The sequence below is a fragment of the Arenibacter sp. ARW7G5Y1 genome (assembly GCF_003201775.1).
GTDB lineage: Bacteria > Bacteroidota > Bacteroidia > Flavobacteriales > Flavobacteriaceae > Arenibacter.
The window spans coordinates 372,899-385,653 of the sequence record NZ_QJJZ01000003.1 but is presented as its reverse complement, the minus strand read 5'-3'; the positions used below and the strand labels follow the sequence as shown (position 1 = coordinate 385,653).

The following is a 12,755-nucleotide window of genomic DNA, read 5'->3' as shown; positions in this document are numbered from 1 at the left end:
ACCGTATTTATAAGAAAACTCAAAAGGGGTAATAAAACACCCTAGAAATAAGCCTATAAAACCGGTGGATTTATGGCCTCCCCATAAGGAAACTAAGTGTAGGGGGTAAAAAAGCCAATGTGAAGAAGGGCGTAATTTTAGAAGATATAAGCCTCTAAAAGGAAACGTGGAATAAAACAACCCGTATTTATGGCATTGGTTGGATTTCCAATTTCACAATTGAAAAAAGTGAACAAATCGCACACTTTTATGTGCCTGCGCACGCTTTTGATAAAATAAATTACCATTAGATGTTGGGTAAAACCTTTACTGGATGACTACAAAAAAATAAAATATTTTATTTCCAATCACCGCATAATGTTTTCATAGATGCAATAAGCTTGAATAAAACCTCCGATAACAGACATGGTGATGTTAGGCCGACAATAAACCCTATACGTTATAAAGGGCCTCCATCAATTCATTTTTTTTGTTTCTGCTCAATGGCACCTGTCTTCCTTCCACTTCAATATTTTTACTATTGAACTTTTCAACTTTTTCCAAATTCACAATATAGGATTTATGAATCCTAAGAAATTTTTCCTTCGGTAACTTTTGTTCAAAAGATTTCATTGTAGAAAGAATCACCACATTACCCTCGTTCGTCACCAACTTAATGTAATCGCCAAGAGCTTCTATCCATTTTATGTCGTTCAATACAACCTTGCGCTTTTTTAGGTTGCTTTTCACGAAGATATACTCTTCTTCCTCGTTTGCATTTTGCATTTGTTCAAATCGGGTCAAAGCCCTCTTTATGGAGGCTTCAAAACGATGTTGGGTAATGGGCTTGTACAAATAATCGGTTACATTGTAATCAAATGCCTTTAGGGCATAATCAGGTTTACCGGTAATCAAAATTACTTGTGGTGGATTTTCCAAGGATTCCAATAGATCGAAACCATTGATAATGGGCATTTCCACATCGAGAAAAATAAGATCGATCTCGTTGTTCTTGATACCATTTTTTGCCTCAATGGCATTGCTGTACTCAGCTACCAAAGCAAGGTTTGGATGTTTGTTGACCAATTTGGCTACGGCCATGCGCTGCATAGCCGAATCGTCTACTATTATACTTCTTAATTTCATAATGTGTGTCTCGTGGGATTAAATCATGTTGAAATTACTTAAATGGTCTCCCAATCCCTCAAAAATGATGTGAACTACACCATATGTGTTGTGTAAATGAAGATATGCGTGGTGTAAGGATTTTATGAAGCAGATTTTTCAAAAATTGGTTTTTACATACAGCTGAAATGATAGGGATCTTATGGTAATTCCCTTTTTAATGAGGGATAATGTTCCCCCTCTTTCCCCCATACAGACAAGTAGCTAACTATGACTAGAAGCGCCAACTTATAACATTTCATAAAAAAGAAGTGGTCTTGGGCCTTTATTGAGGTCACTTTTTTATATTTACGGACGGTCATCGATCGGAAAGCTTACTATAAAGAAAACGTAGCCAGCCTTATATAAGCCTTTGGCGTCAACCATGTTCAAAACACTGTTAACCTAAATAGAAAAAGGATATATTAATATGAAAAATGTCACTTTATTAATTGTTGGATTATTGCATTTTACATTAATAGTAAATGCACAGAATAGAGAAATTGCGGTGGACACAACGGTTGTAACCACCCACACAGCCACTATTAATGGCGAAAAAATAGCTTATACAGCAACAACAGGTATGCAGCCAGTTTGGGATGAATCAGGAAAACCTATCGCTACGCTTTTTTATACCTATTATAAAAAAACCACCAATGAAAATACAGCTAATAGACCCCTATTAATTTCGTTCAATGGAGGTCCTGGTTCAGCCTCGGTTTGGATGCATATTGCCTATACTGGACCTAAAGTATTGAATATCGATGACGAAGGATACCCCGTTCAACCCTACGGGGTCCGTGAAAACCCCCATTCCATTTTGGATGTGGCGGACATAGTCTATGTTAACCCTGTAAACACTGGGTATTCCAGAACAATACCAGCCAGCGGGGAAGGAGTGAAAAGAGATAAGTTTTTTGGTATAAATGCAGACATTAACTATTTGGCTGAATGGTTAAACACCTTCATCACCCGAAATGGGCGATGGACTTCACCAAAATATCTAATAGGAGAAAGTTACGGTGGTACAAGAGTAGCTGGCCTGGCTTTGGAATTACAGGAAAAGCAATGGATGTATCTCAACGGGGTAATTATGGTTTCTCCTGCGGATTATAAGGTATTTAAATCTGACAGCCCAATTTCGTCGTCCTTCAATCTGCCCTATTTTACTGCGGCTGCATGGTATCATAAAGCACTCCCCGAAACCCTACAACAAAAGGATCTTTTGGATATATTGCCCGAAGCCGAAGAATTTACTTTAAACACCTTAATGCCCGCATTGGCCAGGGGGGGATCCCTTTCCATAGCAGAAAAACAAAAAATAGCGGCAAAAATGGCCTACTACTCAAGTTTATCGGAAAAATCCATAATGCAGCATAATCTTGATGTCCCAACAAATTTTTTCTGGAAAGAATTGTTACGGGATAAAACCGGCAATACCGTCGGTAGACTGGACTCACGCTATTTAGGGCTGGATAGGGTAGAGGCGGGGACACAGCCCGATTACAATGCGGAACTTACCTCATGGTTGCACTCCTTTACACCTGCCATCAATTTTTACATTCGGGAGCACTTAAAATTTAAAACGGATATTAAATACAATATGTTTGGAGCGGTACACCCCTGGAATGATAAAAACAATAATACCAGAGAAAACCTAAGAAAAGCCATGGCCGTAAACCCATATCTTAATGTGATGTTCCAGACAGGTTATTATGACGGTGCTACCACCTATTTCACTTCTAAATATACCATGTGGCAACTGGATCCAAGTGGTAAAATGAAAGATCGTTTGAGTTTTAAAGGATATAGAAGTGGCCATATGATGTATTTGCGTAAGGCCGATCTAAAAACTGCCAATGATGACATAAGGGAGTTTATCAAAGCAAGTCTACCAAATGGGAAATCGGCTAAATACTAATTTCTTTTTTTAAACATATTATAGGAGGCAGGAATTGGTCCTAACAACATGAACGCTTGGTCTGTTCAAGAACAATTTCATCCCACCAATGTAACCCTGGGCAAGCATGGAAACCTTAACAGGCCGTGCTTGCCATGGGTTTCCCTATGTGGGGAAGAGAAACTGTTACTTAGGTTTAGGGACCTCACTATCCATTACTTACCAATTTAGAAAGCCCTAACACCCACTGAATCAAATACCTTTAATATATTTTTAAAGTACCTTCCAAGGACTTGGACTTGATATCGCCATAATCATATGCCCTCATTAAATTGGGACGGAATGGGTATTTTTTATTTCCCCCATAACAAATGTACTGTGGGCACTGCCAATATTTTTTATTCCCCCTAGTTGGTTCAACACAAAATCCTGATAATGTTTCATATCCTTGACCATTACCTTGAGTAAGAAATCATAATCCCCTGATACATTATAGCATTCCGTAACCTCTTTGATAGCGATTATATCCTTAACAAACTTGTTGCCGATTTCCCGTGTGTGCTGCTTTAGGGTAATATTACAAAATACGGTAAGACCTTTGTCCAATTGCTCGGCATCAAGAACCGCTACATACTTTTTTATATAACCATTTTTCTCCAAACGTTTGATCCTTTCAAAAACTGGGGTAGTGGACAAATTTACCTTGTTGGCCAAATCCTTAGTGGTAAGGTTGGAATTGTTCTGTAATAATTTCAGAATCTGAATATCTATCTTATCCAAATCGGTCATAGAATATTTTTCTTTTAATTAATACACCCACTGTTATTACAGAATAATTTTCTACTATAACAATATATATTAGTGTAAAATTTCAATTATAGATACAAATATAGAATATTAAAACAAAATTATAAACTTTGCAGAGAATTGTGAAAATTAAAAAACATGAAGACAAACCTTTTGGGTTTCCCCAGAATTGGAGCCAACAGAGAATTAAAAAAGTCCTTGGAAAAATACTGGCATGGCAAAATCCATGTAGAAGAACTTAAACTGATCGCTAGGAAAATACGTCAGGAAAACTGGGAAATACAGCAATTGTCTGGCATAGATTTTATTCCTTCCAATGATTTCTCCTTTTACGACCAAGTATTGGATGCCTCCATTACCTATGGTTGCATTCCCGAGAGATATTCAGAAATTAAAAAGGACACATCGGAAATAGATCTTTATTTTGCGATGGCCAAAGGTCTTCAAAAGGATGGTTACGACGTAACGGCCATGGAAATGACCAAGTGGTTCGACACCAATTATCATTACATAGTTCCGGAATTCACTAAGAATCAATCCTTCCAACTAAATTCCATAAAGGCGGTAGACGAATACAAGGAGGCCATGTCCCTCGGAATAAGGACCAAACCCGTACTTATATCACCCTTTACCTTTCTATATCTCGGGAAAGAAAAAGAAGAAGGATTCCACAGGCTGGACCTATTGGAATCTTTATTGCCCGTATTTTATGAATTGTTGGGGCAATTATCTTCGGCAGGAGCTGAGTACATTCAAATGGATGAACCTTGTTTGGCTTTAAACCTTACAGACAATGATCGAAAGAAGGTGAAGGAACTTTATAATAGCATAGCATTAAAATTTCCTCAATTAAAAATAATTCTTACCAATTACTTTGACTGTCTTGGAGACAATTTGGAAACTGCATTGCAACTTCCTGTACATGCACTTCACTTGGATTTAGTTAGATGTCCGCTGCAGTTGGATGATATCTTGGAGTCAGCATTGTACACCGGGCAACAGATACTCTCCTTAGGGGTCGTGGACGGCAGGAATATTTGGCGAAACAACTTTGATGCTTCCCTCAACCTGATTGAAAAGGCCCAACAAGGTGTTGGAAAGGACAAGATTTGGGTTGCCAGTTCCTGCTCCTTTTTGCATACTCCCTACGATCTGGACTTAGAGGATCAGGAGGAGAGCCTTCCTTCATCAATTAAACAGTGGATGGCATTCTCCAAACAAAAGCTTAAGGAACTAGTGGTCTTAAGGCAATTGGCATCAGAGGTTCCCACAGAAGAAGCTGCCATTGAACTAGTTAATAATAGGCGACTTTTTATAGAAAAAAGGACCTCGGAATTAATTCATCATACAAATACCAAACAAAGGGTCCTTTCATTGACCGATGGGGCCAGCCAACGTAAAAACAACTTTAATACTCGCAAAAAGAAGCAAAAACAAGAATTGAACCTTCCATTATTTCCAACAACCACTATTGGGTCATTTCCCCAGACACAAGAGGTAAGAGGTTGGAGAAGCAAACTCAAAAGAAAAGAGATTACCCAACAGGAGTATGATGAATTTATCAAACTAGAAACTCAAAACACGATCCGATTTCAGGAAAATATTGGATTGGACGTCCTGGTTCATGGCGAATTTGAGAGGAATGATATGGTGGAGTATTTCGGGGAGAGGCTTAATGGATTTGCTTTTTCTTGTAACGGATGGGTACAAAGTTACGGAAGTCGCTGTGTAAAGCCCCCTATAATTTACGGGGATGTCCATAGGGATACGCCGATGACTGTAAAATGGACATCTTATGCACAATCCTTAACCAAGAGACCGGTAAAGGGTATGCTCACGGGGCCAGTTACCATTTTACAATGGTCCTTCGTAAGGGACGACCAACCTAGGTCAATGACCTGTAAACAAATTGCTTTGGCCATCAGGGATGAAGTCATGGATCTGGAAAAAGCTGGAATTAAAATTATTCAAATTGATGAACCGGCCATAAGGGAAGGGCTTCCCCTAAGGCAAGAATATTGGAACACCTACTTAAATTGGGCCGTGCAATGTTTTCGCGTAGCTTCAAGTGGAGTAGAGGACAGGACACAGATCCATACCCATATGTGCTATTCAGAATTTAACGATATTATCCGAAACATTTCGGATATGGATGCCGATGTCATTACCATAGAAACCTCAAGATCGGAAATGGAATTATTGGACGCCTTTGTCCAATTCAAATATCCCAACGAAATTGGGCCCGGGGTATACGATATTCATTCTTCCAGAGTACCCAACAAAATGGAAATGGAAGAATTACTGCTCAAAGCAACCCAACTTTTTCCGATAGAAAATTTATGGGTAAATCCGGACTGCGGTTTAAAGACGAGGGAATGGCCCGAGACCGAATTGGCCTTGGCCAATATGGTGGCAGTGGCAAAAAAAATACGGGCAGCATACCATACCTAAATAAAACATCCACTATTTTGAACGCCTTTTGACCGGGATTAAAATACCGCGATAGTAAAAAATGAGTTTTTTTTGCCGATCTCTGGAAGCCTTGTTAAAAAAATTATTTAAATTGTTGGATAATTAAGTAAAGTTCAATTTAACAAACATTTACAATGGGTAAATTTGAAATTAAAAAAGATAAGTCGGACCAATTTAGATTTAACTTAAAAGCCTCCAATGGTCAGGTAATTTTAAGCAGTGAGGCCTACAAGACCAAAGCCTCATGCGAAAATGGGATAGCGTCCGTTAAGGCAAATTCCACGGACGACAATAAATATGAAAGAAAGACTGCCAAGAATGGCAATCCCTACTTTAACTTAAAGGCAACAAATGGTCAGGTTATCGGCTCCAGTGAAATGTATTCCAGTACTTCGGCTATGGAGAATGGAATTGCATCTGTAAAGAACAATGCAACTGAGGCCTCCATTGAAGATCTAAGTTAAGTGTAAAATTCGTATTGTATATCCTATAATAACGGAACCTTGAACGGCGGGCAGCCTAATTTTGGCTGTCCGTTGTCATTTAGGTACAGGGAACCATCCCTATAAAAAGTGAACCTATTACCCTTACTGACATGAAATTACCGATTGGGATTTCGATACGATTTCCCTAATAATGGTATCCAGTTCAATGGCCGAGGAATAAATATGATCCAGCATATGTGTCTTCTCCTTTTCTTCCAACAGGTTTTCATTGAACAAATCAATAATCCCCATCATTCTAGATAAAGGGGCCCTCACCACGTGTGATTGTGTCCAGGCAATTTCCCTTAATTTTTCATTTTGCCTTTCAATGGCGCCTTGAATCTGTCTTTTTTCCGTAATATCCCTTATATATAACGATATTGTATTTTCAGAAGGATAGGCACTAACTTCAAGCCATTTATCCAGGCCAGAAATGTAATCCTCGAAATATACCGTGTTTCCCGCCCTAATGGTTCTGTAATATTTAATATATTCCCGAGGATTGATATTCTTTAAATTGCAGTCCCAAAAATTTTTCCCTATAATACTTCCTTTATCAACTCCCAATACCTCTTTTGCTTTTTCGTTCCAGTAGGTAACCGTCCATTCGTGGTCCAATGAAATAAATGCATCCCCAATACTTTCCAGGATGTCATTTTTATCGCTGTTGGCCTGTTCCATTTTTAATTCGGTAGTTTTCAAGTCATTTATATCTTGAATACTTCCTATTATCCTAGAACATTTGTCAAAGGCAAATTCTGGTTTCCCGATCATTCTTACCCAGCGCTCGTTTCCTTTGGCCGTTATAATTGGAAATTCAAAATCCCATGGTTTACCGTGATATATTGCGTTATTGATATCCTGTAAAATTCTCTCCCTTGTTTCCCCATCTCTACAAAATCCGAGTATACTATCTATGGTAGGGGTATAATTTCGATCCACTTCGTGAATTTTCTTAATCATATCGGACCAGTAAATAGTTGAATTGTTAAAATTCAATTCCCATGGGCCTATATGGGCCAAATCGGTTACCTCTTTCAAAATATTCTTAAGCTCCCTGAACTCCGTAACATCTTTTGCCACGGCAAACACGGCCCCTTCCTCTTCACTGGACCTAGCTGTCCAACTTAAATATTTTGTTTCCCCATTTTTACTGATGTAGCGATTCTCAAAATGTTTATAGGATTTTCCTTCATATAAAAACAATTGTTTGTCCCTGGTTTTATTCCGATCCTCAGGGTGTACAAATTCCATTATTTTTTTGGATAGCAACTCCTCTTCAGAATAGCCCAAAAGCTTGGAGGCCGCCGGATTGATTTTTTTAAAGTATCCATCCTTTCCGGCTTTACATAGAATATCCGGGGCAAAATTAAAAACATGTTCCAATTCTGTTTCAATGTGCTTACGTTTAATCTCAGCTGCCAAATGTCTGGCAACTTCCTTAAACGGTTCACTGCAATACAAATGGGAATCCAATTCATGTCCTGTACCCAAGAGAAGTACCCCTATAAAATTTTCATTGTGAATCAAAGGGATTCCGATAACACATTCCGTTCCGGGAATAGACATGGCTTTTTGACTGTCCGAACCCTTCAGTTTCTTTAAATCCCATACTTCAATACGTTGATTCTCCCCAATAATACCGGCCAATTCTTCTAAGGATTCCAATGCCCCTTCATGTCCAAAAGGGTCTTGGAATTGTTTATCGGCCCTAACAATATTGTATTCGCCGGAAGGTTTTAATTGATTATTCTCGGAGTTGGGCAACCATATTTCTGCAAGCGTGAAGCCTCCAAAATCAACCAAATAATCCAGAACACTTTTTATACTCTGCATTAAATACTTTTCATGACCGAAGATGAGGCTTATATCGATCATCAAGTTATTTAATATTTCCTGATTTTTTTCAACCGTAACATCCCGTTCAATGGATATCCAATGTGTAAACCGCCCTTTTTCGTCCGCAACCGGACTTATTGAAAAGTTGACCCAAAATTCCTCTCCACCTTTTTTATAGTTGATGATAGTTACTTCACAAGACTCCCATCGCTGTATGGCTGTGCTTAACTTTTTCAATTCCTTTTTATCGGTTTTTGGGCCCCTTAGAATTTCCGGGGAAATACCGATCATCTCTTCGGCCGAATATCCGGTCATTTTTGTAAACGCTTCATTCACATACAATATCCTAGGACCCGACTCATCCAATGGCTCCGCTTCTGTGATCAAAACCGCATCCTTGGTATTTGTTACTACCGACTCCAATAATCTTAACTGATGCTCTTCCTTTTTTTGTTGTGTAATGTCTTGGATCGTACCCTCGAATTTGGATGGCTTCCCATCCATTTTCAAATCGGGTTGTCCCAATTGACGAACCCACTTTATAGAATTATCGGGAAGTATTATTCTATAAACATGGTCATACTTTTTATGTTGGGTGAAGGCCTTTTCGTTTGCCTTGGCAAATAGTTCCCTATCATTTGGGTGGATGGTTTCCATAATGGATTTGTGGTTCAGCTTAAAGGATTCCGGTTTTCTTTCCCAAATCCTATAAACTTCTTCGGAACAGTTTAATGACATAGTCTCCAAATCGATTGACCAATAACCCAATTTGGCTATGGCCGTGGCCTTCTTAAGCTTATGCTCGGAATGTCTTAGCCTATTTAAATACTCTTCCTTCTCTGTCACGTCCGTACAAGTGGCCAGGATGCACTGTACCCCGTCTATACTTATATGCTGTCCTACAACTTCCATTTTTGCCAATTCCCCATTTCGCTTTTTGTGGATAAAGATTCCGTAGTTGCGGTTTCCCCTTTGCAATTGAAACTCATCCAGCCCCTTCATTAATGCCCCGATTTCTTCCTTGGGCCTTAAATCCTTAGCGTTCATTTGAAGTAATTCGGCCCTGGAATATCCATAAAATTCCACCATGGCATCGTTTACATCTACAATTTTACAGCTCTCCTGTTCAAGAATATATTTAGGATAGGGACTACTATTGAAAAGTAAACGGTGCTTTTCCTCGGAAGCCTTTATTTCCTTGTTGATCAACACTCTATCCGTAATGTCCCTCGCGTTGATGACGACACCTTGAATCATTGGGTCATCATTCAAATTGACCATCAATATTTCCAACCATTTCCAGCTACCACTTTTATGTTGAAACCGAAATGGCCTGGAAACAAAGGGTTCATTTTTGATAAACTTGGAAAAATAATATTTTACCTTTTTCTTATCGGAATCGTGTACATTACCAAATATATTCTTCCCGATCAACTCGTCCGATGTATATCCCAGCCCAAATTCCCAAGAGGAATTTGAATAGGTATAGTCGCCATTCAAATCAACGATGGAAAGCCAATCATAACCCGCTTGGATTACGGATGTGTATTTTGGGTGTATTAGTTCTATTTGCTCCCAAACTTTTTTTTGTGATGTTATGTTCTGTATATCACCTTCCAATTCACAAACAGAACCGGTTTTCCCATATTTGACAGTAAGCACTTTAATATTAATAAAAACAATATCCCCGGACTTATGGACAAGTCTACATTCCAATTCGTCATCCATCAAATCATTTTCAATCCAGGATTGGAATTTCCTATATACTTTATCTTGATCAAAAAAATACACCACATCAAGCCAATTTGCAAGGGTGTCAAGATGGATTTCGTCCTCGCTATATCCTAGAATATCGAAGAAAACATTACCAAACCATAGATTGCCTGTAATATTGTTAAACCTCCATAGAACGGAGCCATTGGCCTCCAAAAAGTTTCCAATGGAAATATCTTTATTGTCTACAAAGGTCCCTTGATTTTTAATTTTAACCAAAGGGTTTAAGGCTGTACCAAGTAATCCTGCCTGTTTGCCCAGCACCTTGAGTCCAGCTTTTTGTTTCTTGCTTAATTCCTTATTATGGTTATCATAAATACACAAGATACCCAATAGACCTCCATTCCTGTCATGAATGGGGACCACGATCAAAATAGACGGAAATTCTGGGGATATTGTTTCAATTTCAGTCCGAATATACAGATCATTTGGAATATCATCCAAGACGAGCAATTCATTGGACCTAGATTGGATGTGTTCCCAAACTAGTATTTCAACTTTGCAGGCATCACTATCTAAATTGGAATGGGCGGAAAGGTTGTCAGGTAATTTCAGTAATGCTGTACTTGCCGTAGGGGAATCGAAAATAAAGGTAGCCAAATGGCAGATATCCTCGGAAATATTATCCCCTAGTTCCAAGCTTGGATATGATGGAAGAAATTCAACACTGGTACAATACATCAATCTATACTATATATTTCCAAGTCAACTTTAAATTAAGCCTCTTTCTGTTTTTTGGGTTTAATCCCAATAAACCCAGAACTCAACGAAGCTTTAAATAGCTGGTGCATAAGAAAATTAAATGAATTGCAATGGATTAGAAATCCTTTGCCTGAAATTAGTTGGTTCGTTTAAACAACATTGATCTAATTGATAGCGGTCAACCAATTATTTTTGATGTCCCTGAAAGTGCCTATAAACTTTTGAACCTCCAAGGGTTTATTTATAAAGCAACAAGTTTGTCCATTAAATTGGGGAGGGTCATTATCGCCCCCGGAAGTCAAAATAATTACGGGGATATAAAAATTACTCAAGCCCTTCATTTTGGAAATTATATTTTCCCCATTGATCATTACCAGATCTTCATTGGCAATAATCAAATCGGGTACTTCAATACTATTATGTTCTAAAAGGCTTTGGATTTGGAGCACAGCTTCAAATCCGTCTTCCAATGTGTGAATGTTACAAATTTCACCATTTTCCTGTAGGGATTCTTTGATTAAAATGGCATCCATATCACAGTTTTCAATCAACAGCACATTTTTTATTTTCATAAGGTTAAAATTCTATTGGATTTGGGTATTATTCTTTAACAACGAAATCGCCTTTTTATTCTATAATACTCGTAATAGTTTAGGTTAAATTCTGTTAAATTTTTAATTCTTTATGGCATAGCACCATCAAATCACTGGAAGTGTGTATGTTAGTTTCAAATAAGGAGTAAAATTGAGATATTGGAAATCACCGCTCTATAGCCCATATTCTCATAGTTTTTAAGGGAATGCTACGCTAAAGTGGACATTTGTTATTGGGCATCCAAACATAATAACAAAAAGGAAGTAAAAAAGGCTCGATAAAAAAATACAGTGGAAGCCCGGTCATGGCCATATGCCAAAAGAAAACATTGGTTATATTAAGACTATCCATTATTGGATTATGCTAGTTTAATCCAAGTAATTCATAGGTTTTTATTGATAAATCGGACATATTCATTTCGGATTTCCTCGTAAAGCGTCCCCATCCGTTCATGCAATTCCTTGGACATTATAATTTGGAATTCCTTTATCCCTATCTGTAATTTAAAATCCCTATCGATCTTCCCATACAGGAAATCTCCGGTAGATTCCATTCTGTCCAAGGGTTGGGCCGTAAAAAATAATTCCCGGAAATCATTGGTCCTAAAGTAATATTTTACGTTAAAAGAAATTGCTTTGTAGTGTTTGGTATATTCAAAAAAACCGGAATTTTCTTTTTCCACAATTAAATGATTTACTATTGATATATTAAGTAAGCAAATTCAAATAATGCCTTAATTCATTAGATATCAATACTTTTTCGATATGTTTCATTTTAAAAAGACCAATTACAATACCAAGGTCATATTGGGGCAGAATTGGATCACCATCATAAAACAACTGTCTATTGATATCTTATTTAATGATGAAATAAAGATTATATCCACCAACACCAAAAATATTTGGCCCTGTTATAATTCATTTACAAGTGAAACATAATGGCGTCGTGTTAAACCTTGGACTTCAATTTCATTAAGTATAATTTTTATTCAACTTGTATATTCAATATTGAAAATAATATTATCCAGTAAAAAAAAAGGC

Annotated in this window: 8 protein-coding genes and 2 pseudogenes; 4 read left to right on the top strand and 6 right to left on the bottom strand. The window is 37.8% G+C overall.

From position 1 onward, the window contains the following. Positions 1-432: 432 nt before the first annotated feature. Positions 433-1,125, bottom strand: a complete 693-nt coding sequence (locus C7972_RS06830; RefSeq protein WP_110355468.1) for a LytTR family DNA-binding domain-containing protein — start codon at positions 1,123-1,125, stop codon at positions 433-435. A gap of 448 nt (positions 1,126-1,573) precedes the next feature. Here C7972_RS06830 and C7972_RS06825 point away from each other — a divergent pair, with 448 nt between their 5' ends. After that, positions 1,574-3,064, top strand: coding sequence for a S10 family peptidase (locus tag C7972_RS06825; RefSeq protein ID WP_110355467.1), 1,491 nt, complete (start codon positions 1,574-1,576; stop codon positions 3,062-3,064). 306 nt (positions 3,065-3,370) lie between these two features. Here the strand turns inward: C7972_RS06825 and C7972_RS06820 are convergent, their stop codons facing one another. Next, the gene (locus C7972_RS06820; RefSeq protein WP_110355466.1) at positions 3,371-3,832 is read right to left on the bottom strand and encodes an Lrp/AsnC family transcriptional regulator; all 462 of its coding nucleotides are present in this window, start codon (positions 3,830-3,832) and stop codon (positions 3,371-3,373) included. A 156-nt stretch (positions 3,833-3,988) separates the two neighbouring features. Here C7972_RS06820 and metE point away from each other — a divergent pair, with 156 nt between their 5' ends. Then, a complete protein-coding gene (metE, locus tag C7972_RS06815; RefSeq protein ID WP_110355465.1) occupies positions 3,989-6,301 on the top strand; it encodes a 5-methyltetrahydropteroyltriglutamate--homocysteine S-methyltransferase in 2,313 nt (770 codons plus the stop codon). 155 nt (positions 6,302-6,456) lie between these two features. Beyond that, positions 6,457-6,786: a YegP family protein gene (locus tag C7972_RS06810; RefSeq protein WP_110355464.1), complete on the top strand. Its 330-nt coding sequence runs from the start codon at positions 6,457-6,459 to the stop codon at positions 6,784-6,786. 123 nt (positions 6,787-6,909) lie between these two features. Here the strand turns inward: C7972_RS06810 and C7972_RS24385 are convergent. After that, positions 6,910-7,449: pseudogene (locus C7972_RS24385) on the bottom strand (PAS domain S-box protein); the annotation flags it as partial. Positions 7,450-7,549: 100 nt separating this feature from the next. Here C7972_RS24385 and C7972_RS24380 point away from each other — a divergent pair. Next, the gene (locus tag C7972_RS24380) at positions 7,550-7,648 is read left to right on the top strand and encodes a type II toxin-antitoxin system prevent-host-death family antitoxin (protein WP_353477459.1); all 99 of its coding nucleotides are present in this window, start codon (positions 7,550-7,552) and stop codon (positions 7,646-7,648) included. A 221-nt stretch (positions 7,649-7,869) separates the two neighbouring features. Here C7972_RS24380 and C7972_RS06805 read toward each other — a convergent pair. From C7972_RS06805 to C7972_RS06795, 3 genes and pseudogenes are all read right to left on the bottom strand, one after another. Next, positions 7,870-11,100: pseudogene (locus tag C7972_RS06805) on the bottom strand (PAS domain S-box protein); the annotation flags it as partial. Between the two features lie 185 nt (positions 11,101-11,285). After that, positions 11,286-11,693, bottom strand: coding sequence for a response regulator (locus tag C7972_RS06800; RefSeq protein ID WP_110355462.1), 408 nt, complete (start codon positions 11,691-11,693; stop codon positions 11,286-11,288). A gap of 404 nt (positions 11,694-12,097) precedes the next feature. Then, positions 12,098-12,397 carry a hypothetical protein gene (locus tag C7972_RS06795; RefSeq protein WP_110355461.1) on the bottom strand — a complete coding sequence of 100 codons (300 nt, stop codon included), beginning with the start codon at positions 12,395-12,397 and terminating at the stop codon, positions 12,098-12,100. Positions 12,398-12,755 lie beyond the last annotated feature (358 nt).